This is a genomic window from Enterobacter cloacae complex sp. 394I7, assembly GCF_057320345.1.
The window spans coordinates 363,595-385,132 of record NZ_JBXWCR010000003.1 but is presented as its reverse complement, the minus strand read 5'-3'; the positions used below and the strand labels follow the sequence as shown (position 1 = coordinate 385,132).

Below are 21,538 nucleotides of genomic sequence, written 5' to 3'. Positions count from 1 at the left end.
TGTGCTTACTCTTCGTTTTCAGACAGCTCACGCAGATACTGGAAAATCAGGCGTGCAGACTTCGGCGGCTTGTTCGCTTCTTTCTCTTTCTGGGCATTGCGGATCAACGAACGCAGCTGCTGGCGATCGGCATCCGGCCACAGGTTCAGTACTTCCGGTACCGCATCATCACCTTGTTCAATCAGACGATCGCGGATCTGCTCAAGCTTATGGAACAGCGCAACCTGCTGGTTGTGGCGGTTTTTCAGTTTGTCCAGCGCCTGGCGGATCGGTTCAACGTCACGCTGACGCAGCATTTTACCGATAAGCTGAAGCTGACGGCGACGGCCTTCTTTCTTGATTTTCTGTGCCAGTTCAATGGCATCGCGCAGATCCTGATCGAGCGGGAGTTTATCCAGCGCGTTTTTACCCAGTTCTACCATTTCCGCGCCAAGCTGTTTTAACTCTTCGGCGTCACGTTTAATTTCACTTTTACTGACCCAGATGATCTCATCATCTTCGTCTTCGATGTCATCACCGGGAACGTCGTCGAGCCAGTCTTCGGGCTGCTTAGTCATGTCAGGCTCCTTAAAAAAAGAGGCTAATGTTACCAGTTAAGACGCGCACTGAAAAACGGTTCTCTGTTAGACTTCAATTAACTCTCTCTTACAGTATGGCATTTGCGATGAAAGTAACCTCACAAGTTGAAGCGCAGCGTAAGATTCTGGAAGAAGCCGTCTCCACCGCGCTGACGCTCGCTTCAGGTAAATCAGACGGCGCCGAAGTGGCGGTAAGCAAAACCACCGGCATCAGCGTCAGCACCCGCTACGGTGAAGTGGAAAATGTAGAATTCAACAGCGATGGCGCCCTGGGGATCACGGTTTATCACCAGAATCGCAAAGGCAGCGCGTCATCGACCGATCTCAGCCCGGATGCCATTGCCCGTACGGTGCAGGCTGCGCTGGATATTGCGCGTTACACCTCGCCCGATCCTTACGCCGGCGTTGCCGACAAAGAGCTGCTGGCATTCGATGCCCCGGATCTCGATCTTTTCCACCCGGCGGAAGTGACGCCGGACGAAGCGATCGAACTGGCTGCCCGTGCCGAGCAGGCGTCTCTGAAGGCCGATAAACGCATCACCAATACCGAAGGCGGAAGTTTTAACAGCCACTACGGTATCAAAGTGTTTGGTAACAGCCACGGGATGCTGCAGGGCTACTGCTCAACGCGCCATTCGCTCTCCAGCTGCGTTATCGCTGAAGAGAACGGTGATATGGAGCGTGATTACGCCTACACCATCGGTCGCGCGCTGGGCGATTTGCAGTCACCTGAGTGGGTTGGCGCAGAATGCGCGCAGCGCACGCTGTCCCGTCTGTCGCCACGTAAACTCTCCACCATGAAAGCCCCGGTCATTTTTGCCAATGAAGTGGCGACCGGCCTGTTTGGCCACCTGGTGGGGGCGATTGCCGGGGGCTCCGTTTACCGTAAATCAACGTTCCTGCTTGACTCGCTGGGCAAGCAGATCCTGCCGGAATGGCTGACCATTGAAGAGCATCCGCACCTGCTGAAAGGGCTGGCCTCGACGCCGTTCGACAGCGAAGGTGTGCGCACCGAGCGCCGCGATATCATCAAAGACGGCATTCTGACGCAGTGGCTGCTGACCAACTACTCCGCGCGCAAGCTGGGGCTGAAAAGCACCGGTCACGCGGGCGGCATTCACAACTGGCGAATCGCGGGTCAGGGCCTGAGCTTTGAGCAGATGCTTAAAGAGATGGGCACCGGTCTGGTCGTCACCGAGTTAATGGGCCAGGGCGTAAGCGGCATTACCGGCGATTACTCGCGCGGCGCGGCGGGCTTCTGGGTTGAGAACGGTGAAATTCAGTATCCGGTAAGCGAAATTACCATCGCCGGCAACCTGAAAGACATGTGGCGCAATATTGTTACTGTCGGTAACGATATTGAAACACGTAGCAATATACAGTGTGGTTCAGTCCTCTTACCGGAGATGAAAATCGCCGGGCAGTAATACCCGTAAAGGCGTTTTAATAATAAAAAAGGAAGTGAGCAATGCGTAAACACCTGTTAGCGATCGTCGCAGCGTCAACGCTGGTTCTTGGTTCTTCTGCGTTTGCTGCCGATCTTGAAGACGACATGGGCATCCTCAGTGAAAACCTGAAGGTGGTGCAGAAAACGGACAATGCGGCGGAAATGAAAGGCGCATTGACCAAAATGCGTGAAGCGGCACTGGACGCGCAGAAATCCACGCCGCCAAAGCTGGAAAATAAAGCGGCAGACAGCGCTGAGATGAAAGACTACCGCCACGGCTTTGACGTGCTGGTCGGTCAGATTGACGGTGCACTGAAGCTTGCCAACGAAGGCAAAGTGAAGGAAGCCCAGGCGGCAGCTGACCAGTTTGTGACCACGCGTAATACCTATCACAAAAAGTATCGTTAATTCTCGGTACGCGCTTTCCCCGTGCGGGGGCGGTTAATCGCCCCCGCATGTTTGCTCTCCGGGCATAAGAAAACCTTATCCACCTCACATATTTGCACGCCTGCCCATAATCTTTTTCGCTCCCACGCCCCCTTAATTGCCGTCAGATAGCGTGATATTCATCACGTAAATACAGTGATTTATCTATATTCAGCATATTTATGTGGCACAGATCACTGCCGGTGCTCGCCTTTCCACTTCGAAGTGGAAAACAACTCGCTACAAACAATTCCCCCCCAACGTTAGTTTTATTCCAGAGCCATTAACGGGGTAAGACGAGTGATTAACGGAGCGGTAATGAACGACGTTGGAGATCAGGCGGTGCAAACAGAGCAGCTCGCTAACACTATGCTGGCGCAGGTGTATGCCCTGCTGGCCCGGCACAACATCATCCCCAACGCAGTACAGGAACAGATGCTCACCTCTCATGTTCGCGCGATGGCGCACCGGTCCGTGACCGGCGAGCCGCTGCCGGAGGTTGAAGCCGAGCTGTTCGACGAAATTTCTCCCGATTCAATGCGGCTTGCCCGTGAAGTGGTCGCGCAGTTTGGCAACCTTCCTGATGAAGAGGCCTGGCTGCTCTCCGTTCACTTCGAAGTCGCGAAAGACAACCTTTAAGGAGCAACACATGGAACAGATTACAGTCGTGATTGGCGATCGCCTGGGTAAAGGTCAGAAAGTGGCGGCAGGCGTTGAAAAAGCCGGTGGACGCGCGGTTGTCGTGCCGGGTGTGGCGGCAGACATGAAGCTCGGTGACGTGATGAAAGCGGAAAATGCCACCTTCGGCATCTCCTTCTGCGGCAGCGGCGGCGCGGGTGCCATCACCGCACAAACCAAATATGGCTACAAAGCCAAATACGGCATGCGTTCAGTGGATGAAGGCGTCACCGCCATCAATGAAGGCTGCAATGTGCTGGGCTTTGGCTTTATGGATAAAGAAGAGCTGGGCGAGCGTCTGGTTCAGGCGTGGCAGAAGAAACACGGCGCATAAGCATGAAAGAACAGTTCACAACCACGGTGAGAGTGAAGGGCAAAGGCGACGCTAAAGCGCGCGCCTTTGCTGATGCGCTCAACCACGTTCAGGCCGCGGTGATGAAAGCCTCACCGCATATCTTACTGCGTATTGAGCCACAGGATGTGCAGGTCGTTCAGGCGCAAGAAGCGGTGCGTAAAGAAGCTTTTCTGTTCTTCTTTCTGCGCCGGGAAAGACGCACCTACAGCGTGGAGCTGGATGTGACCGTCAACGTGACTGCCATCAATCTCGACCAGGTGGATTTCGTCACGCAACGCTGATTATTCATAAAAGGGCAGACTGATGTTCTTAATTATATTAATAAAATCGCTCATCATTGGCGGCCTGGTTGGCGTCGGTGTGGGGGCCGGGGCTGCACGCATGTTTCATGCGCCTACCACTCAGGGTATGGGCGCGTTTCGTACGTTGGGGGAACTGAACTCCTGTGAAGGGGATCCGGCATCTCACTTCTCCTTTGGGTTAGGCTTCTTCTTTAACGCCTGGGCCTCTTCCGTGGCTGCAGGTGCATTCACACAGGACGTTGACCACCGCATCATCCCGAACTGGGGTGCTGCAGCACTGATGATTAAAAACCGTAACGTCGGCGAAACGCTGCACGATCCGCGCAAAATGGCGATTGCCTGCGGCGTGATCGGCATGATTGTCGTCACCTTCCTTAACCTCACCGCCTCTTCTGTTCCGGCTGCGCTTCAGGTGACCGCCGTGAAGGTGCTGGTGCCTGCGGCAAACCTGCTGGTCAACACCGTGATGCCGGTGATCTTCTGGCTGGCCGCCATCGATGCGGGTAAAAAATCGGGCTTCTGGGCCACCATTTTTGGCGGCGCGGCGCAGCTGATCATGGGTAACGTCGTACCGGGTCTGGTGCTGGGTATCCTGATTGGTAAGGGCGTTGAAGAGAGCGGATGGAACCACGTCACCAAAGTGATGATGGCGGCCATCGTGGCGCTGTTCGTGCTGAGCGGTTTCTTCCGTGGCTTCGACATGAAGATGATCGAATCCTTCCATCTGACCGTGCCGAACTGGCTCGACATGATCCACAACGCGCTCAGCGGTAAATAACAGGAGCCTCGACATGGAACAGAATAAAGGGTTTTGGTATGCCGACTGGTCGTTCCCGATCTTCGTTGGCCTGCTCTCTTCCGGTGTTTTCGCCGGGACGCATATGTACTACCTCTACGGCATCGGCGCGTTCAACGAAGTGGCCTTCGTGGCGATGCTGAAAGCGGGGATGGATACCGGCGTTTACGGCGCGGTGGCGGCGTTCGGTGCCAGCTTCTTGTTCGCCCGTATTATCGAAGGGTCGCTGGTCGGTATCCTTGATATCGGCGGGGCGATCCAGACCGGGGTGGGCCTCGGGGTTCCGGCGCTGCTGCTGGGCGCGGGCATCATGTTCCCGGTGACCAACTTTATCGCCGCGCTGATCACCGGCCTGGTGATTGGCCTGGCAATTGGCTACGTCATCATCCTGGCGCGTAAGTTCACCATCAATCAGAGCAACTCCACCTACGGGGCGGACGTGATGATGGGGGCCGGTAACGCCTCCGGTCGTTTCCTCGGGCCGTTGATTATCCTCAGCGCCATGACCGCCTCCATTCCTATTGGTGTCGGCTCTCTGGTGGGTGCGCTGCTGTTCTATATCTGGCAGAAGCCGATTACCGGTGGCGCCATTCTCGGTGCAATGATTCTGGGCTGGCTGTTCCCGGTCGCCCTTTAATGCCCGCGGGCGCTCCGGCGCCCGCCTTATCAGGAGATCCTCATGTTCGATTTACTCCTGCGCCGTGCGCGCCTCACCGACGATACCCTGACCGATATCGCCATTCAGGACGGAAAAATCGCGGCGCTGGGCGACATTACCGCGGCCGCCCGCAAAACGGTTGAGTTGAACGGTGAAGTGTTCGTCAGCGCAGGCTGGATTGACTCCCACGTTCACTGCTACCCGAACTCCCCTATTTATCACGACGAACCGGACAGCGTGGGCATCGCCACCGGCGTGACCTCGGTGGTGGATGCCGGCAGTACCGGCGCGGATGACGTGGACGATTTTTATGAAATCACCCGTAAAGCCTCAACCGACGTTTATGCCTTACTGAACATCTCCCGCGTGGGGCTGATTGCCCAGAACGAACTGGCCAATATGGCCAACATTGATGCGAAGGCCGTGAAGCAGGCCGTCACGCGCTACCCGGATTTTATCGTTGGCCTGAAAGCGCGCATGAGCAGCAGCGTGGTCGGCGAAAACGGCATTACGCCGCTTGAGCACGCGAAAGCCATCCAGGCAGAGAACGGCGACCTGCCGCTGATGGTGCACATTGGCAACAACCCGCCCAACCTCGATGAAATTGCCGACCTGCTCAGCTCAGGCGACATCATCACCCACTGCTACAACGGCAAGCCGAACCGCATTCTGACGCCATCCGGTGAACTGCGTGCGTCCATCACCTCCGCCCTGAAACGCGGTGTGCGCCTGGACGTCGGGCACGGTACGGCGAGCTTTAGCTTTGAGGTGGCGAGACGCGCCATTGCGATGGGCATTTTGCCACACACCATCAGCTCGGATATTTACTGCCGCAACCGTATTAACGGCCCGGTAGGGTCGCTGGCAAGCGTGATGTCGAAGTTTCTCGCCATCGGCATGTCGCTGCCGCAGGTGATTGAGTGCGTCACCGCGAACGCCGCCGACGGGCTGCGTCTGACGCACAAAGGCCGTATTCAGCCAGGTCTTGATGCCGACCTGACGCTGTTCACGATAAAACGCCAGCCAACGCTACTGGTGGATGCTGAAAATGACAGCCTGCAGGCTGAACACATTCTGGTGCCGCTTGCCGCCATCCGCGCAGGCAAGGGCTACATGACCGAACAAGGGAGCACGGAACATGCCTTCGATTTATGAGAAGTATCACTTAAAGCAAGTCATCAACACCTCAGGCCGTATGACGGCGCTGGGTGTCTCCACGCCGCGGCCGGACGTGGTGCAGGCGGCGATGGATGGCATGAATCACTATTTCGAGATGAAAGATCTGGTCAACAAAACCGGCGAATACATCGCGAAGCTGCTGGATGTGGAAGGGGCGACGGTGGTCTCCTGCGCGTCAGCGGGCATCGCCCAGTCCGTGGCGGCGGTGCTAGTCAAAGACAGCGACTGGCTGCTGGAGAACCTGCACGTCACCCCGATTGAGAACAACGAAATCGTGCTGCCGAAAGGCCATAACGTTAACTTTGGCGCACCGGTAGGCACCATGGTGGCGCTGGGCGGCGGCAAGCTGGTGGAAGCGGGCTACGCGAACGAATGCTCCGCCGATCAGCTGGCGGCGGCCATCACGCCGCGTACCGCGGCCATTCTTTACATCAAGTCTCACCACTGCGTGCAGAAAAGCATGCTCAGCGTAGAGCAGGCGGCGGTGGTGGCGCGTAAGCACGATCTGCCGCTGATCGTGGATGCGGCCGCGGAAGAAGATCTTCACGTTTACTACCGCTCCGGTGCCGATCTGGTTATCTACAGCGGTGCGAAAGCGATTGAAGGGCCAACCAGCGGGCTGGTGATCGGCAAAACGCAGTATGTTGAGTGGGTGAAACGCCAGACGGCGGGGATTGGCCGCGCAATGAAAGTGGGTAAAGAGGGGATCCTCGGCCTCACCTGTGCCATCGAACACTACCTGACGGCGACCAAAGAGAGCGGCGAAGAGATGGTGGCGAAGATGACGCCATTTATTGACGCGCTTAATACCCTTAACGGCGTGACGGCACGCGTGGTCTGGGACAGTGCCGGTCGCGATATCGCCCGTACCGAGATTAAGTTTGATGAAGCTACCACCGGTGTTGGCACCGGCGACCTGGTGACCGCGCTGAAGCAGGGCGAGTACGCCATTTACTTCCGTGGCTACAAGGCCAACGAAGGGATTATCGAAGCGGACGTGCGCAGCGTGAATGCCGATCAGCTGAACATTGTTTATCGCCGCATTAGTGAAGTGTTAGGACAGGAGAAAAAGGCATGAAACTGACCCCCAACTTTTACCGTGACCGCGTCTGCCTGAACGTGCTGGCAGGATCGAAAGCCAACGCCAGCGCCATTTACGAGGCGGCGGAAGGCCACGTGCTGGTGGGCGTGCTCTCCAAAAATTACCCGGATGTCGCCAGTGCGGTTGCCGATATGCGCGACTACGCTCAGCTTATCGATAATGCGCTCTCTGTGGGCCTCGGCGCGGGCGATCCGAACCAGTCCGGGATGGTCAGTGAGATCGCCCGTCAGGTGCAGCCGCAGCACGTTAACCAGGTGTTCACCGGCGTGGCAACCAGCCGTGCGCTGCTGGGGCAGAGTGAATCCGTGGTCAACGGCCTGGTCTCTCCGACCGGCACCGTTGGCAAGGTGAAAATCTCCACCGGTCCGCTGAGCAGCACGGCGCCGGACGGCATTGTGCCGGTTGAAACCGCGATTGCCCTGCTGAAAGATTTTGGCGGCAGCTCCATCAAATACTTCCCGATGGGCGGTCTGAAGTGCCGCGATGAGTACACCGCGGTGGCGGAAGCCTGCGCCCGTCACGACTTCTGGCTCGAGCCGACCGGTGGGATCGATCTGGAGAACTATGAAGCGATCCTGCAGATCGCCCTTGATGCGGGCGTGAGTAAAATCATTCCGCATATCTACAGCTCGATTATCGACAAAGCCAGCGGCGACACGCGTCCGGAAGATGTGCGTACGCTGCTGGAGATGACGAAGAAGCTGGCTAAGTAGTCTTTACCCCTCACCCCGGCCCTCTCCCCAAAGGGGAGAGGGTGTAATCGTCCCCTCTCCCCTTTGGGGAGAGGGTTAGGGTGAGGGGCACAAACCGCACAAAACCAAAGGAGCCACCATGCACACCCGTAACCTGCTTGTCGCTTCACTGTCTTTACTGGCAACCGCTGCGGTCGCCCAGACCCACTACGCCTGGGTCGGGACGTACAACCCCAACGGCGAGGGACTGTACCGCTTTACGGTCGATCCTCACACTGGCGCGCTGTCGAATAAAACGCTGGTCAGCACGCTGCCAAACGCCGCGCAGCTCACCATCTCGCAGGATGGTAAGACGCTCTATCTGGCGAGCGAAGTGGAGCAGGGCGTGGTGCAGGCGCTGCGCGTGGGCGATAAAGGCGAACTGAGCGAGCTTAATCAGGTGGCGTCCGGCGGGGCGGGGCCGGTCTATCTCTCCCTGACGCCAAAGGGTCACCACCTGCTGGTGGCGAACTACGTCAGCGGCTCGATTGCTGTTCTGCCCGTTAATGCAGACGGCAGTCTGGGGGAGGCCACGGACACGCATCAGGATTGGGGAGAGCCGGGCGCGGCGAAACCGGCGGCGGCGGTGGAAGGCAGTTTTGCCATTAGCGATCACAATGGCCCCCATGCGCACATGATCGCCGCCGATCCGCGCGGGAAATACGTTTTTTCTACCGATCTGGGTCTGGATCGTATCTACCAGTACCGTTTTGACGATCAAACAGGCAAGCTGACGCCGAACGATCCGCCGTTTATCAGTGCCTCCTCGAAAGGGGCCGGTCCGCGGCATTTCGTCTTTACGCCGAAAGGCGATGCGTTATGGCTGATTAACGAAGAGGCATCCACGCTCACGCACTATACGCTGGATGCCCGGGGCAGGCTGCAGGAGGGGAAAACCCTCTCCGCCCTGCCACACGGCTACAAAGGCACCAGCTTTGCCGCCGGGCTGGCGCTCAGTGCCGATGGCAAACAGCTGTATGTGGCTAACCGTTTGCATAACAGCATCGGGCACTTTACCGTAACAGCGGATGGCACGCTGACGCATCAGGATGATGTGTGGACGCGTGGTGATTACCCGCGCACCCTGACGCTCGACAAACAGGGGCGCTGGCTGTACGTCATGAATCAGCGCAGCGACAACATTACCCGTTTTCGCGTGGCGCAGGACGGCAAACTCAGCGCCGAGCCGGACTATACCCCGGTCGGCAGCCCATCCCAGATGGTCATTTCACCCTAAGCCGTAAGAGGACAACCCCGTGCGATTTCCGAACCAACGTTTAGCGCAACTTTTCGATCTGTTGCAAAACGAGACGCTGCCGCAGGACGAACTGGCGCAGCGGCTGTCGGTCTCCACGCGAACCGTCCGCGCTGATATCACCGCCCTGAACGCGCTGCTGGCGAGCCACGGCGCGCAGTTTATTCTCAGCCGCGGCAATGGCTATCAGCTCAAAATTGACGATGCAGAACGCTATCAGCAGCTTCAGTCCTCCCACCCGCGCGCGCTGCGCATTCCCCGCACCGGGCCGGAGCGCGTGCACTATCTGGTGGTCCGTTTTCTTACCTCCGCGTTTTCGCTCAAGCTGGAGGATCTGGCGGATGAGTGGTTTGTCAGCCGTGCGACGCTGCAAAGTGACATGGTGGAAGTGCGCGAGTGGTTCCACCGCTACAACCTGACGCTGGAAACCCGACCGCGCCACGGCATGAAGCTGTTTGGCAGCGAGATGGCGACCCGCGCCTGTCTCACCGATCTGCTCTGGGAGCTGGCGCAGCAGGATAGCCTGAACCCGCTGGTGACCGACGTTGCGCTCAATGCGGGGGTGGCGGAGCAGATGGTTCCCGTGCTGCACGATGCGCTGACGCGGCATCACATTCGTCTGACTGACGAGGGCGAGCTGTTCCTGCGCCTGTACTGTGCGGTGTCGGTGCGTCGCATCAGCGAGGGCTATCCGCTGCCGGAATTTCACGCAGAAGATGTGGCCGAGAATGTCCGTGAGGCGGCGAAAGACATCGCTGTGACCATTCAACAGCTGGCGGATAAAGCGCTTTCGCCTTCAGAAGAGAGCTGGCTCTGCGTTCACATCGCGGCACGTCAGATCCAGGAGATTGCCCCCAGTGCCATCAATGCCGATGACGACGAGGCGCTGGTCAATTACATCCTGCGCTACATCAATACCCACTATAACTACAACCTGCTCAGCGACGAGCAACTGCATGCGGATCTGCTCACCCACATCAAAACCATGATCACCCGCGTGCGCTATCAAATCATGATCCCGAATCCGCTTCTGGATAACATCAAGCAGCACTACCCGATGGCGTGGGATATGACCCTCGCGGCAGTGTCGAGCTGGGGGAAATACACGCCGTATGTGATCAGCGAAAACGAGATCGGTTTCCTGGTGCTGCATATCGGTGTCGGACTGGAGCGCCACTACAACATCGGCTACCAGCGTCAGCCGCGCGTGCTGTTAGTTTGCGATGCCGGGAATGCGATGGTCCGGATGATTGAAGCGGTGTTGCAGCGCAAATATCCGCAAATTGAGGTGACCCGCACGCTCACGCTGCGCGAGTATGAGCTGGCGGAACCGATCGGCGAAGACTTTGTTATCTCGACCGCCCGCGTGAGCGAAAAGTCTAAACCGGTGGTGATGATCGCCCCGTTCCCGACGGACTACCAGCTTGAGCAGATAGGTAAGCTGGTGCTGGTGGACCGAACCCGCCCGTGGATGCTGGATAAATACTTCGATGCCGCCCATTTCCGCATTATCGACAGGCCGATTGACCAGCAAACGCTGTTCCGGGAGCTGTGCGAGCAGCTCGAAGAAGAGGGGTTTGTTGGCGCGGAGTTTCTGGATTCGGTCGTGGAGCGAGAGGCCATCGTCAGCACCATGCTGGGCGACGGCATTGCGCTACCGCACTCCCTCGGGCTACTGGCACAAAAAACGGTGGTTTACACCGTGCTGGCACCGCAGGGTATTGCCTGGGGGGATGAAACTGCCCACGTGATTTTCCTGCTCGCCATTAGCAAGCGCGAGTACGAAGAGGCGATGGCGATTTACGATATTTTCGTGACTTTCCTGCGTGAGCGCGCCATGTCACGGCTGTGCAGTTGCAATGATTTCGCTGGGTTTAAAGCGGTGGCGATGGAGAGTGTGAGCCGGTTTTGAGAGACGTTATCCAGAATTCGATGTAATGCAAATGTAATGCTAAGATGCATTACACATTCGATTTCACTGGAGGCATAATGGCCACGCTGAACGTCCGTCTGGATGACAAACTCAAAAACGAGGCTTATGCCGTGCTTGAAAAACTCAATATCACGCCAACGGAAGCCGTTCGGTTACTGTTTCAGTACGTTGCGGAGACGGGGCGTATGCCGGTGAAAACGGTCACTGTTAGCGACAGTGAAGATGAACTCATACAGACAGTCCGGGAGCGGCTGGCTAATCCGCAAAAAGGAATTAAGGTTAGGCTGGATGACTTATGAACTCGTATTTGATCCGAGGGCGTTCAAGGAGTGGACCAGGCTGGGTGATACCATAAAAAATCAGTTTAAGAAGAAGCTTGCGAACGTGTTGGTGAACCCCAGGGTTGAATCGGCTCGCCTGCATGGCCTGCCTGATTGCTACAAGATAAAACTCAGATCCCAGGGTTATCGTTTGGTCTATCAGGTTCAGGACAACGTTGTGACGGTATGTGTTATTGCTATCGTTTAGAGAGAGAAATCAGCCGTTTATCATGACGTAAACAAACGGCTTTAGCGATCACCGCAAATGATGCACAACCTGGTTGCTGCTGCCGCGCCAGATCAGCGCAGGGTCTTTTAAATCCTGCACAAACTTGCCGTCAACCAGCACGTTAATCAAATCCACCACTTCCCTCTGCTCAGCATTCAGTTCTTCGAGCTTATAACCCGTCCAGACCCAGATATCCTTGCCTGCACATTCGCGGCGAATGCGTTTTATCAGCTTCAGAATGTCCGGCACGTTTTGCGGGTGAAGCGGGTCGCCACCGGAGAGTGAAATCCCCTGGCGGGGAATGCGCGTGTCGTTGAGATCGTTGATGATCCGCTGTTCCATTTCCGCGGTGAACGGCAGGCCTGAATTTACGCGCCAGGTGCTTTTGTTGTAACAGCCGGGGCATTCATGGACGCACCCTGAAACAAACAGGGTGCATCGTGTACCGGGACCATTGACGATGTCGACGGGGTAGTATTGATGGTAATTCACTTATAAATTAACTTCGTAATCGATCTGATCGACACAAGTTTGTGCCTTACTGTGATTATCTGCGGTATACCATTTTCCATCTCGAATTTGCACATTTTCAAGATCCACCAATCTTAAACAGCGCCAATTATAAGGAGATAAAGGATCGATTTTTCCTTTACTGCTTTCTCCACCAAATTGGAAAAACAAGGCCTGTTGTTTCCCATTTTTGGTTCCTAAAGCATGTGGACACATTTCGCGATAGTAACCATCATATACAGCTGTAATTTGCTTTTTATTCAGAATTGCATCTTTGATTAACTCGTAAGTGTTCATACTGCAATCTCCTGATTTTCTTACTGTGAAAAGAATTTACCCAATCTGCCCATTCCCCAAATGTTTCACGCGTCGCTTAACCTCTTCCTGCTTACCGGCGTTAAATGGACGCGCATCGGGACTTCCGAGATAGCCACACACGCGGCGGGTCACCGAGACGCGAGCCGCATCGTGGTTACCGCATTTCGGGCAGGTGAAGCCTTTGCTGGTGCACTCAAACTCACCGGTAAAGCCACACTCGTAGCACTCGTCAATCGGGGTGTTGGTCCCGTAATACGGTACGTGCTGATAGCTGTAATCCCAGACATCTTCCAGCGCCTTCAGGTTGTGCTGAATGTTCGGATACTCGCCGTAGCAGATGAAGCCACCGTTCGCGACGGGCGGATACGCGGCTTCAAAGTCGATCTTGTCGTAAGGGTTCACCTTCTTCTCCACGTCGAGGTGGAAGCTGTTGGTGTAGTACCCTTTGTCGGTTACCCCTTCGACAATGCCAAATTCAGCGGTATCCAGGCGGCAGAAACGGTCACACAGGTTTTCACTCGGGGTGCTGTACAGGCTGAAGCCGTAGCCGGTTTCGTCTTTCCACTGGTCAACCGCATCGCGCAGGCGCTGAACAATGGCGACACCTTTTTCACGCAGGGCGTCGCTGTCATACATGTGCTGGTTGCCGAACAGCGCGTTGATCGTTTCGTGAATACCGATGTAGCCCAGAGAAATCGACGCGCGACCATTTTTGAAGATCTCCGACACGTCATCGTCCGCCTTCAGGCGTACGCCGCAGGCCCCTTCCATATACAGGATGGGCGCAACGCGGGCTTTCACCCCTTCCAGACGCGCGATACGGGTCATGAGGGCCTTACGTGCGAGCTGCAGACGTTCGTCCAGCAGCGCCCAGAAGGCCGCTTCGTCGCCTTTGGCTTCGAGGGCGATACGCGGCAGGTTGAGGCTGATCACACCGAGGTTATTACGGCCGTCGTGAACCTGTTCGCCGTTTTCGTCTTCATACACGCCGAGGAAGCTGCGGCAGCCCATCGGCGTTTTAAACGAGCCGGTCACTTTGACCACCTGGTCGTAGTTCAGAATGTCCGGGTACATGCGCTTGCTCGCACACTCCAGCGCCAGCTGTTTGATGTCGTAGTTAGGATCACCAAACTTGTGGTTCAGGCCGTCGCGGATAGCGAACACCAGTTTCGGGAACACCGCTGTCTTACGGTTTTTACCAAGCCCGGAGATACGGTTGCGCAGGATAGATTGCTGAATCAGGCGTGATTCCCAGCTGGTACCCAGACCAAAACCGAAGGTCACAAACGGCGTCTGACCGTTGGCGGTATGCAGGGTGTTCACCTCGTATTCCAGCGACTGGAACGCGTCGTAGCACTCTTTTTCGGTACGGGAGTGCGCGTAGCCATCGGCGTCCGGGATTTGCCACTCTTCAGCGGTTTGACGGTGTTTATTGAAGCTTGCCGTGACGAACGGTGCCAGTACTTCATCAATGCGGTTAATGGTGGTGCCGCCGTAAATATGGCTGGCGACCTGAGCGATAATCTGCGCCGTGACCGCAGTGGCCGTGGAGATCGATTTTGGCGGCTCAATCTCGGCATTCCCCATTTTAAAACCGTGGGTCAGCATGCCTTTCAGGTCGATGAGCATGCAGTTGAACATCGGGAAGAAGGGCGAGTAATCGAGATCGTGGTAGTGGATCTCACCGCGCTCATGCGCCGAGACCACGTCGCGCGGCAGCAGGTGCTGACGGGCATAGTGTTTGGCAACAATGCCGGCCAGCAGGTCGCGCTGGGTGGGGATCACTTTGCTGTCTTTGTTGGCATTTTCATTCAGCAGGGCGGAGTTGGTCTGCTCCACCAGGCCACGAATCTCCTGATTAAGACGACCGCGTTTCTCACGCTGAACGTCCCGATCGTGGCGGTATTCGATATAGGCGCGGGCTAACTGCTTGTAGGGGCCCGCCATCAGCTGGTTTTCAACCGCGGTCTGGATCTCATTGATATCGACCTGGCTGCGTTCGTTCATCTGGCTGCTAACGACTTCTGCGACGGTGGCGCAGTAATCTGCGTCATCGACACCCGCTGCTTTAGCTGCACGCAGAATGGCTTCCTGGATGCGCTCTGATTTAAACGGCACTTTACAGCCATCACGTTTCATCACATGCGGTGTCATGATCACTCCATTTTTAAAAACAGGTTATCCACAGAGGTGGAGAAGTGTTCACCGGGCGTATTGTCAGCCAGGCCAGAGACTTCCCTCGTTCCCAACGCGTGTTATCCACAATTCCGGAGAGCTGAGTCGCCGTCTTGTTGTTGGAATAGTAGACGATAAATACAATATGTTGGGTCGGCGTGCATTTTAAGTGCTACATATAGTGATTTGCATCAAACATGTTTGCGATTTATTTGATTCAGAACAAAGTAAAAAGACGAGAGTACAAACGACGGGCACTCCAGCGTTTGTAAAGACGAGAGGGAAAATTCTGATTAATTATTCAACAAAAACAAGCGCTCAGCAGCATGTGCCGAGCGCCAGTCGGTTAACTCACACCGCATGCCCAGTTCAGTCCGGCCTGGAGAAAGGCTGCCGCCGCAATACTCCCCAGTATCAGCGGGATAACAAGTGAGCGCCCGGGTTCGGCGTCCGCGTTTTGTGGCGTTTCTCTGCGCAACGCGGACAACGCTTCTTCGCCGGTACGCGCCGCCAGAAGCGCGTTACGCACGCGCTCTTCCGCCAGCGAACTGGTCAGCGTCGTCAGCAGCTGCATATGCGTACTGCCGGCCTCGGCGTGCGGGATGGCGAGCAGAAAAACCATCCTGACCGCTTCATCGCCTTCCAGCCCCGGCCAGATAACCGGCTCATCAAAAAGCGCCAGGCAAAACGCCGCCTGCTGCACCGCGTCTGATTTACCGTGCGGAACGGCCAGCGCTTCGCCCAGCGCGGTGGGACCTTCACTTTCGCGGTGTAAGACGCTCTGGATAAAGGCGTCTTTATCGGTGATGACGTTTCGCCCGACAAGCGGTTCGGAGAGCCAGCGGATCAGCGCTTCAGGCGTGCGGCAGGGTGGGTTAATAAACACCAGTTCGGGGTGCGTGAGTTCAAGCAAGTTCATGTTAAGCCTCAATCAAAAAATCACAGGTCGCAGAAGGAGGGATCGTCGTCACCGATGGCACGTGTTCTTCCAGATAATTGAGCTGGGGACGCTCTGCCAGGCCAGCCGGAACAGGGACAGGCTGCGTCCCGGCGTTGAACACGCGGGCGATCGTGCCAGGCGATCGTTGCGCATGAGGCAGGGCTGAAAGAACGAGCGGTTCCGGTAAGGCGAATAACGAAAATTCTGCCGGCAGCGTGCGTTCGGGCAGGCGCAGCGAAAAACGCTCAAGCCGGTTATCGAGGGTATGCAGCGTTTGCCGTTGATAGGTGAAGGGGTGACCCGTCGCCTGATTCTCCAGCTGGCGCAGCGTCAGATGGTCTGCGTTATCGGCCAGCGCCACGGTGAAGGAAAAGTGCAGCGGTTTGAGCAGCTGCGCATCGGGCGTGTCGACCACCGTATTGTTAATGCCAGACGCCCGGCCAGGTCGCCAGTCAAGATCGCTGCGCCCCAGTACGCCGGTTGATTTGAATAAGGTCAGGGCAATGACTGCCGGATCGCGTCCAATAACCTGAAACTCTTTCATGCCGCGGCTATTCACGACCAGCGCTTTGCCCGCTTGCGCGATAGCGATAATGCCCTCGCTGGTTTCGATATCCACGGGCTTCTCACGATAGCGCTCCTGCCAGTGAGTATCGTCGTACCCCGTTTCGCGCTCGATTATCGAGAACGGCTGCGAGGCGAGGGAGTGACGGGTGCAAATATCGCTGTTGATCAGTAAACGCAGCCGGTGATCGCAGTGGCTGTTTACCAGCGAGCTATCAACATGCAGGTTCGGATCGTCGTGACGTAACTCGCACACTATGCGCATCGATAACGGCGTGCGGGTATTTTCCCGGCGTCCAGCGAGATCCGGCGGCAGCGACATGACCGCCTCAAGCACCATCGTTTGGCAAAGAGGGGTTTTGCTGCAGTCGATCAGCGTGAAATGCGCGCAGCGCGTCGGTTCATCGCCCGCGAGCGGCGAGAAATCATAGCTGTCTCCGGCATCCGCGCAGTCTTCAAGACTGAATAACGACGTGATGCGCCTGGCGTTGCGTTTGTCTTCAAGCACCAGCGTACCGGCCTCCAGCGTCAGTCGATAAACCGTATTCTCTATCGCCTCTCCTTTCGCGGCGCGGGTCCTGGCAAACGGAGCCGGTGTGTCTTTTACGTTGACGGTGATATAGCCCACCGGCGGCAGGAGAGGCGTCTGCAGAACAACATGCCAGCGGAAATAAGGCGGAAGGTGCGTTTCGCGTTCGCCCTCACAGGTGAGGGAGATAGCCGTTCCTCCGGGTAACGTCTCGCGTTCCAGAACGTCGAAGGGCAGCGGCTGGCCCTGATACGTCAGGGTGATATTGTCGGCCCGACTGTACAGGGTGGTGTGGATCACGCAGCGGGTCGGGGTGGCCAGCGGGTTGAAAATGAGCAGGTCACCCTCCTGACAGCATGCGGCGGCCAGTGACTTCACCACCAGATTCCACAGGCTGTGACAAAGCTGCTCTGTCTGCTCGAGTCGATGAAGAATGTCGCGGTTAGTGGCATCGCTGTTGCAGCCGCCCATGGAGTCGTGGGCATGGCTTCGCAGAAACTTCTTCCAGAGGGTGTCCACAATCGGGAGCATGACCGGAATGCCCTGATGACGCGCCATGGCGATGGTGGGCTCCAGCTGTCGCAGGATAAACTGCTCGATGTCGGCATTTTTCTTTTTGATATCGTAACGCACAGACCCGATCGTTTTGTGAATGCGGGTGTAGCGCGGCGATTTCAGCTCACCTTCCCATAACGCCAGCTGTTCCCGTTTTGTGCGCAGCAGTGCGACGTACTGCTCCAGCGAGCTGAGAACGTAACGGTCCTTCGTGGGAGAGTGCGTGCTGGCAGCCTGCAGGATATGCGGCAGCGCCGGGTCGATGCTGACCTGATCGCCGCCGCAAGGAAGGAGGAGGTCGTCAATCTGCGACCGTGAACGCAGCAGATCCACCATCGGGTAGATCTTGCCGTGCAGATGGCTGGCCTCCGCGCGCATGTTCTTGGCCGCACCATACCCCAGCGCCATTGCACAGGCGATGATGGTTGCACCTGACGGCGCGCGCCAGAGAAACTGGCTGTTTTTGGCCTGAGTGTCGTGGTCGACACCGCGCCAGAAAACGATATTATCGATATTGCAGCCCTGCAAAATCGTGGGCATCTGCGCGTTATGCCCAAAGGTATCCGGCAGATAACCGACCTGCATGGCATGCCCCAGCGCCCGAGCGGCGAAGATACCGTACTTGAGGTTGCGGATAATCGATTCGCCGTGAACGTTGTAGGTATCCGTCTGGGTGAACCACGGCCCGACAAACACGCTTTTCTCCCTGACCAGTTTTTCCAGCCGGGGCCGGTAATCGGGATTGATGGCGAGAAAGTCATCCACCACCGCCATCTGCCCGTCAAGGTGATAGCACTGCCAGGCCGGATCCTGCTCCAGCGTCTCGATGACCTCCGCAAAGTTGTATGACGCCAGCACCATGCTGTCCTGGCGGGTGAAATACCACTCCTGATCCCAGTGGGTATGGGCTATAACGTGGATCTGGCTCATTGCGCTCTCCTTATCTGGCGTTCTTTGGGCTGAGATAAAGCACGCCCAGGGCGCAAATCAGTGCGCCAATAAAGACGCTTGCCAGGTACCCGACCACATTGGTCGCCAGCGGCCAGCCCCAGATAGCCGGCAGGGGCAACGTCTGCTTCACGCCGAGGGCAATCGCCACCAGCGCACCCGCGACGGCTCCTGTCATAAACACGGGGATCAGGCGTGGGTTTTTCAGGATGAACGGGATAGCGCCTTCTGAAATACCGATAAAGCCCAGCAATAACGAAGTGCTGCCAACGGTTTTCTCTTCACGGCTGAACACATCCGGCAGGCCAAATCGCCCATTGAGGAACGCGGCGAGGCCTACCCCAATAGAAGGAATCACGATGGAGAGCTCGCGGGCGGTTAAATCAAATGTCTCGCTCATGCCGTTCAGGCCAAGCGCGACCGATCCTGCCGCCTTGTTGACCGGGCCGCCGAGATCGAACGCGGTACCCGCGGCGATCATGGCCGAATAGAAGCCGCGTCCGGTATCACCCGCCGAGGTAAAAAAGACCACCATCAGCTGGTTAAGCGAACCAAAAATCGGGTTGATCAGATATTCCATTACCATCACCAGCGTAATACCGGTGATCAGCGGAACGACCAGCATGGTTTTTAGAGTGGTAAGCTGCTGTCGGACGTGAATGGCATCATTCAGCCAGCGCACCAGATAGCCGACAAAAAAGCCGATGCCAATTGCGCCGAAAAAGCCGGAGGGCATAAAGCCTTCAATATCAAAGAAGCGTTTGTAGACCTCATCTGACATGATGCCGCCGATCAGTCCGGGGATCAGCGCCGGTTTACCGGCAATGGAAAAGGCCAGATACATCGCAAAGACCGGGTACATGAACTTGATGGTCATAAAGCCCATTTTATCCAGCACGCTGAATGGCGAATGCTCAATGTTAATAAACTGCCCGGTAATTTTGGCCGTCGCCATCATCAGGCCGCCCATTACCACGACCGGTAACATATAGCTGATGGCCGCCATGATATGGCCGATAAAAATCTGGTAAGCCGAACGCTGAATGGCGTCTTCGTCCGCCACAGTGGTGACGTTTTTCTGCATGGCCAGCGCCTGACGCAGGTAGCGGTCGGTATTTTTAATCAGCTCTTGCGTGCGGGTCTGAAGGTGAGGAACGTGTTCAAAACGTTCTGCATCCTGAATGGGAACGTCGGTTGCAAGAATAATGGCCGTGGCGGAGGCAATATCCTGTTTCGTTAATCTGTTTTTTACGCCGTCGCTGCCCTGCGTTTCGACCTTGACCTCAATATTATGCTCTTTTGCCCATGCAATAATTTTACTTGCCGCCATAAACGTGTGCGCGATCCCTGTAGGACAAGCCGTTACAGCGATAATTTTTTGATTCATCATTGTAATAATTCCCTGGGTGTGAAAATAGCGAAAGTATAAAGAGAACTTAAAACAGTGTTTAAGGTTTGCTAATACTAATTACGTATCGTCATACGCTATGTGGCAATATGTGAAGCGCCTTCCAGACACTATTTCGCTATTCTGCTAATATCCTGTTAGGTTTTAACAGGACGTAATAAATGAATTCATTTCAGGGAAGTGAACGGTTGATATTTGAATACATTCAGCACCACGCACGCAATATTTCTGATATATCGGCAAAAGAGATTGCGCGTGATACTTTTACGACAACCACCTCGGTGAATCGCGTCTGTAAGAAAATGGGCTATAAAAGTTATACCGAGCTTCGCTATCGGTTTTTACGCGACCATTTTACGTCTGTCCCTGCCGAGCCTGCGATGGGGCCACAGGCAGACGATATCGTGGTGGACGTGTCCCGGTTACTGACCCATTCCAGCCATATCTATTTATATGCACGCGGGGCATCTCTCACCAGCCTCAACTACCTGTCGCGCTTTTTGTCACTGGCGAGCCTGCCGCACCTGATTCTGAATGATATGCACCAGTTGACCCGGGTATCGAAGGGCACGCTGGTGTTGATCAGTAAATCCGGGGAGACGCAGTCGCTGATTGAAATGGCGCGTAACGCGCTGCGTAAGGGGCTAAAGATTATTGCGATTACCCGTCAGGGTTCGACGCTGGCCGGGCTTTCTACGCTGTGCTGGCCGTTGTCGATTGATATGAATGCCGTCTCGTTATATCAACGAGAGGGGCAGCTGGACCTGTTAAGCGCCGTCGATCGTATCGGCTGCAGGCTTCTGCAGCACGATACGGAGTAGGCAGGCTGTCAGAGCTGTTTCACGATACCCAGACGAATGGCGTAATCATTTTCATGATTGCCATCCTGAGTGAGGTAGGTTTTATCCAGCGACACCAGTTCGACGTAAGGCGTCCAGCCGTCGTCGAGCTTGTAGTTGAACGCTACGGTGTGCTCCCAGTAGGTATCATCCCCGGTTCCCTGATCGACATTATCCTGCCAGCGGAAGCGCGGGTTATAGGACATGCCGAATTTCCCGATGTTGTACGCGAACCACAGGTCGAACTGGTGTGACTCGCGGCGGGTGTAGCCGCTGCCGTCCAGGCGTTTGTCGCTGTGCGCATCGTTAACGGTGTTATAGCGGTAGCGGGCAGACAGGTTCAGGCCGTTATCGAACGTTTTCCAGCCCTGGATGAAGGGGCGGTAATGCGTATTGCTGGCGGTAAAGACGGTCACCATCCCTGGCGCGATGGCGAACCCATTTCCCAGATCAAAACGCCAGCGCGTTTCGATTTCCTGTGCTGCCTCCGTTAACCCTTTTTCGTCCGGATTATATCGGTCGGTATCACCAAAGAACGTATCGTTATGGTTTTGCGCCGCTTCGACGGAGAAGTAAAAACCGTTATCAGCCTGATGCATCACTTTAATACGTGAATCATTTACGTCTGAGCGCGTATTATGACCAAAGCGAAGATCGACGGAGGTATTTCCGCACCATCCCTGGGTACTTAATAATAATGCGCTAATACATGTTGCTTTAATAATTGTCTTTTTCATAATGTCCTGCCGAGGTTATTTAAATG

23 protein-coding genes are annotated in these 21,538 nt (G+C 55.9%); 15 read left to right on the top strand and 8 right to left on the bottom strand.

Features of this window, described 5'->3' with window-relative positions; translation table 11 throughout:
* Positions 1–5: 5 nt before the first annotated feature.
* A complete protein-coding gene (gene yjgA, locus AC2FAP_RS15280; protein WP_014168373.1) occupies positions 6–557 on the bottom strand; it encodes a ribosome biogenesis factor YjgA in 552 nt (183 codons plus the stop codon).
* Positions 558–652: 95 nt separating this feature from the next.
* Here yjgA and pmbA point away from each other — a divergent pair, with 95 nt between their 5' ends.
* From pmbA to AC2FAP_RS15210, 14 genes are all read left to right on the top strand, one after another.
* On the top strand, positions 653–2,005 hold the full coding sequence (gene pmbA, locus AC2FAP_RS15275) for a metalloprotease PmbA (protein ID WP_020882904.1): 1,353 nt from the start codon (positions 653–655) through the stop codon (positions 2,003–2,005).
* Between the two features lie 41 nt (positions 2,006–2,046).
* Entirely contained in the window at positions 2,047–2,433 is a 387-nt protein-coding gene (gene cybC, locus AC2FAP_RS15270; protein WP_014168375.1) for a cytochrome b562, read from the top strand.
* A 318-nt stretch (positions 2,434–2,751) separates the two neighbouring features.
* A complete protein-coding gene (locus AC2FAP_RS15265; protein ID WP_014168376.1) occupies positions 2,752–3,090 on the top strand; it encodes a glycine dehydrogenase in 339 nt (112 codons plus the stop codon).
* A 10-nt stretch (positions 3,091–3,100) separates the two neighbouring features.
* The gene (locus tag AC2FAP_RS15260; protein WP_003830384.1) at positions 3,101–3,463 is read left to right on the top strand and encodes an SFCGS family glycine-rich protein; all 363 of its coding nucleotides are present in this window, start codon (positions 3,101–3,103) and stop codon (positions 3,461–3,463) included.
* Positions 3,464–3,465: 2 nt separating this feature from the next.
* On the top strand, positions 3,466–3,765 hold the full coding sequence (locus AC2FAP_RS15255; RefSeq protein WP_006810338.1) for a DUF4312 family protein: 300 nt from the start codon (positions 3,466–3,468) through the stop codon (positions 3,763–3,765).
* A gap of 22 nt (positions 3,766–3,787) precedes the next feature.
* Positions 3,788–4,564: a DUF4311 domain-containing protein gene (locus AC2FAP_RS15250; RefSeq protein WP_485452984.1), complete on the top strand. Its 777-nt coding sequence runs from the start codon at positions 3,788–3,790 to the stop codon at positions 4,562–4,564.
* 13 nt (positions 4,565–4,577) lie between these two features.
* Positions 4,578–5,219: a DUF4310 family protein gene (locus tag AC2FAP_RS15245; RefSeq protein WP_014882285.1), complete on the top strand. Its 642-nt coding sequence runs from the start codon at positions 4,578–4,580 to the stop codon at positions 5,217–5,219.
* Positions 5,220–5,261: 42 nt separating this feature from the next.
* Positions 5,262–6,395, top strand: a complete 1,134-nt coding sequence (locus AC2FAP_RS15240) for an amidohydrolase/deacetylase family metallohydrolase (protein WP_047743208.1) — start codon at positions 5,262–5,264, stop codon at positions 6,393–6,395.
* Positions 6,379–7,497, top strand: a complete 1,119-nt coding sequence (locus AC2FAP_RS15235; protein WP_104440427.1) for a DgaE family pyridoxal phosphate-dependent ammonia lyase — start codon at positions 6,379–6,381, stop codon at positions 7,495–7,497. Before AC2FAP_RS15240 ends, AC2FAP_RS15235 begins: the two co-directional genes overlap by 17 nt.
* Positions 7,494–8,234, top strand: coding sequence for a 2-dehydro-3-deoxy-phosphogluconate aldolase (gene dagF, locus AC2FAP_RS15230; protein ID WP_047355607.1), 741 nt, complete (start codon positions 7,494–7,496; stop codon positions 8,232–8,234). The genes AC2FAP_RS15235 and dagF overlap by 4 nt, the downstream gene beginning before the upstream one ends.
* Positions 8,235–8,352: 118 nt before the next feature.
* Positions 8,353–9,489: a lactonase family protein gene (locus tag AC2FAP_RS15225; RefSeq protein WP_449541905.1), complete on the top strand. Its 1,137-nt coding sequence runs from the start codon at positions 8,353–8,355 to the stop codon at positions 9,487–9,489.
* A gap of 19 nt (positions 9,490–9,508) precedes the next feature.
* Positions 9,509–11,419, top strand: a complete 1,911-nt coding sequence (locus tag AC2FAP_RS15220; protein WP_014168384.1) for a BglG family transcription antiterminator — start codon at positions 9,509–9,511, stop codon at positions 11,417–11,419.
* 77 nt (positions 11,420–11,496) lie between these two features.
* The gene (locus tag AC2FAP_RS15215; protein ID WP_020885404.1) at positions 11,497–11,739 is read left to right on the top strand and encodes a type II toxin-antitoxin system RelB/DinJ family antitoxin; all 243 of its coding nucleotides are present in this window, start codon (positions 11,497–11,499) and stop codon (positions 11,737–11,739) included.
* Positions 11,729–11,968, top strand: coding sequence for a type II toxin-antitoxin system RelE family toxin (locus AC2FAP_RS15210; RefSeq protein ID WP_449541904.1), 240 nt, complete (start codon positions 11,729–11,731; stop codon positions 11,966–11,968). Before AC2FAP_RS15215 ends, AC2FAP_RS15210 begins: the two co-directional genes overlap by 11 nt.
* A gap of 48 nt (positions 11,969–12,016) precedes the next feature.
* Here the strand turns inward: AC2FAP_RS15210 and nrdG are convergent, their stop codons facing one another.
* The 6 genes from nrdG to AC2FAP_RS15180 form a co-directional block, all read right to left on the bottom strand.
* The gene (nrdG, locus tag AC2FAP_RS15205; RefSeq protein ID WP_426494125.1) at positions 12,017–12,481 is read right to left on the bottom strand and encodes an anaerobic ribonucleoside-triphosphate reductase-activating protein; all 465 of its coding nucleotides are present in this window, start codon (positions 12,479–12,481) and stop codon (positions 12,017–12,019) included.
* The gene (locus AC2FAP_RS15200) at positions 12,482–12,796 is read right to left on the bottom strand and encodes a hypothetical protein (protein ID WP_426494124.1); all 315 of its coding nucleotides are present in this window, start codon (positions 12,794–12,796) and stop codon (positions 12,482–12,484) included.
* A gap of 36 nt (positions 12,797–12,832) precedes the next feature.
* Positions 12,833–14,971: an anaerobic ribonucleoside-triphosphate reductase gene (nrdD, locus tag AC2FAP_RS15195; RefSeq protein WP_032679516.1), complete on the bottom strand. Its 2,139-nt coding sequence runs from the start codon at positions 14,969–14,971 to the stop codon at positions 12,833–12,835.
* A gap of 367 nt (positions 14,972–15,338) precedes the next feature.
* Positions 15,339–15,911: a PTS sugar transporter subunit IIA gene (locus tag AC2FAP_RS15190; protein WP_032679517.1), complete on the bottom strand. Its 573-nt coding sequence runs from the start codon at positions 15,909–15,911 to the stop codon at positions 15,339–15,341.
* Between the two features lies 1 nt (position 15,912).
* Positions 15,913–18,510 (bottom strand): glycoside hydrolase family 38 N-terminal domain-containing protein, encoded by a 2,598-nt coding sequence (locus AC2FAP_RS15185; RefSeq protein WP_449541903.1) that lies wholly within the window; start codon positions 18,508–18,510, stop codon positions 15,913–15,915.
* Positions 18,511–18,520: 10 nt separating this feature from the next.
* A complete protein-coding gene (locus tag AC2FAP_RS15180; RefSeq protein WP_071993116.1) occupies positions 18,521–19,918 on the bottom strand; it encodes a PTS fructose transporter subunit IIC in 1,398 nt (465 codons plus the stop codon).
* Positions 19,919–20,097: 179 nt separating this feature from the next.
* Here AC2FAP_RS15180 and AC2FAP_RS15175 point away from each other — a divergent pair, with 179 nt between their 5' ends.
* Entirely contained in the window at positions 20,098–20,757 is a 660-nt protein-coding gene (locus tag AC2FAP_RS15175; RefSeq protein ID WP_014168392.1) for a MurR/RpiR family transcriptional regulator, read from the top strand.
* 8 nt (positions 20,758–20,765) lie between these two features.
* Here the strand turns inward: AC2FAP_RS15175 and AC2FAP_RS15170 are convergent, their stop codons facing one another.
* Entirely contained in the window at positions 20,766–21,512 is a 747-nt protein-coding gene (locus tag AC2FAP_RS15170) for an oligogalacturonate-specific porin KdgM family protein (RefSeq protein WP_032679522.1), read from the bottom strand.
* Positions 21,513–21,538 lie beyond the last annotated feature (26 nt).

What these genes read in the sequence shown, in the direction of transcription:
- yjgA (WP_014168373.1), bottom strand. Translation starts at nt 557, where the DNA reads ATGACTAAGCAGCCCGAAGACTGGCTCGACGACGTTCCCGGTGATGAC.
- pmbA (WP_020882904.1), top strand. Translation starts at nt 653, where the DNA reads ATGGCATTTGCGATGAAAGTAACCTCACAAGTTGAAGCGCAGCGTAAG.
- cybC (WP_014168375.1), top strand. Translation starts at nt 2,047, where the DNA reads ATGCGTAAACACCTGTTAGCGATCGTCGCAGCGTCAACGCTGGTTCTT.
- AC2FAP_RS15260 (WP_003830384.1), top strand. Translation starts at nt 3,101, where the DNA reads ATGGAACAGATTACAGTCGTGATTGGCGATCGCCTGGGTAAAGGTCAG.
- AC2FAP_RS15255 (WP_006810338.1), top strand. Translation starts at nt 3,466, where the DNA reads ATGAAAGAACAGTTCACAACCACGGTGAGAGTGAAGGGCAAAGGCGAC.
- AC2FAP_RS15250 (WP_485452984.1), top strand. Translation starts at nt 3,788, where the DNA reads ATGTTCTTAATTATATTAATAAAATCGCTCATCATTGGCGGCCTGGTT.
- AC2FAP_RS15245 (WP_014882285.1), top strand. Translation starts at nt 4,578, where the DNA reads ATGGAACAGAATAAAGGGTTTTGGTATGCCGACTGGTCGTTCCCGATC.
- AC2FAP_RS15240 (WP_047743208.1), top strand. Translation starts at nt 5,262, where the DNA reads ATGTTCGATTTACTCCTGCGCCGTGCGCGCCTCACCGACGATACCCTG.
- AC2FAP_RS15235 (WP_104440427.1), top strand. Translation starts at nt 6,379, where the DNA reads ATGCCTTCGATTTATGAGAAGTATCACTTAAAGCAAGTCATCAACACC.
- dagF (WP_047355607.1), top strand. Translation starts at nt 7,494, where the DNA reads ATGAAACTGACCCCCAACTTTTACCGTGACCGCGTCTGCCTGAACGTG.
- AC2FAP_RS15225 (WP_449541905.1), top strand. Translation starts at nt 8,353, where the DNA reads ATGCACACCCGTAACCTGCTTGTCGCTTCACTGTCTTTACTGGCAACC.
- AC2FAP_RS15215 (WP_020885404.1), top strand. Translation starts at nt 11,497, where the DNA reads ATGGCCACGCTGAACGTCCGTCTGGATGACAAACTCAAAAACGAGGCT.
- AC2FAP_RS15210 (WP_449541904.1), top strand. Translation starts at nt 11,729, where the DNA reads ATGACTTATGAACTCGTATTTGATCCGAGGGCGTTCAAGGAGTGGACC.
- AC2FAP_RS15200 (WP_426494124.1), bottom strand. Translation starts at nt 12,796, where the DNA reads ATGAACACTTACGAGTTAATCAAAGATGCAATTCTGAATAAAAAGCAA.
- nrdD (WP_032679516.1), bottom strand. Translation starts at nt 14,971, where the DNA reads ATGACACCGCATGTGATGAAACGTGATGGCTGTAAAGTGCCGTTTAAA.
- AC2FAP_RS15190 (WP_032679517.1), bottom strand. Translation starts at nt 15,911, where the DNA reads ATGAACTTGCTTGAACTCACGCACCCCGAACTGGTGTTTATTAACCCA.
- AC2FAP_RS15185 (WP_449541903.1), bottom strand. Translation starts at nt 18,510, where the DNA reads ATGAGCCAGATCCACGTTATAGCCCATACCCACTGGGATCAGGAGTGG.
- AC2FAP_RS15180 (WP_071993116.1), bottom strand. Translation starts at nt 19,918, where the DNA reads ATGATGAATCAAAAAATTATCGCTGTAACGGCTTGTCCTACAGGGATC.
- AC2FAP_RS15175 (WP_014168392.1), top strand. Translation starts at nt 20,098, where the DNA reads ATGAATTCATTTCAGGGAAGTGAACGGTTGATATTTGAATACATTCAG.
- AC2FAP_RS15170 (WP_032679522.1), bottom strand. Translation starts at nt 21,512, where the DNA reads ATGAAAAAGACAATTATTAAAGCAACATGTATTAGCGCATTATTATTA.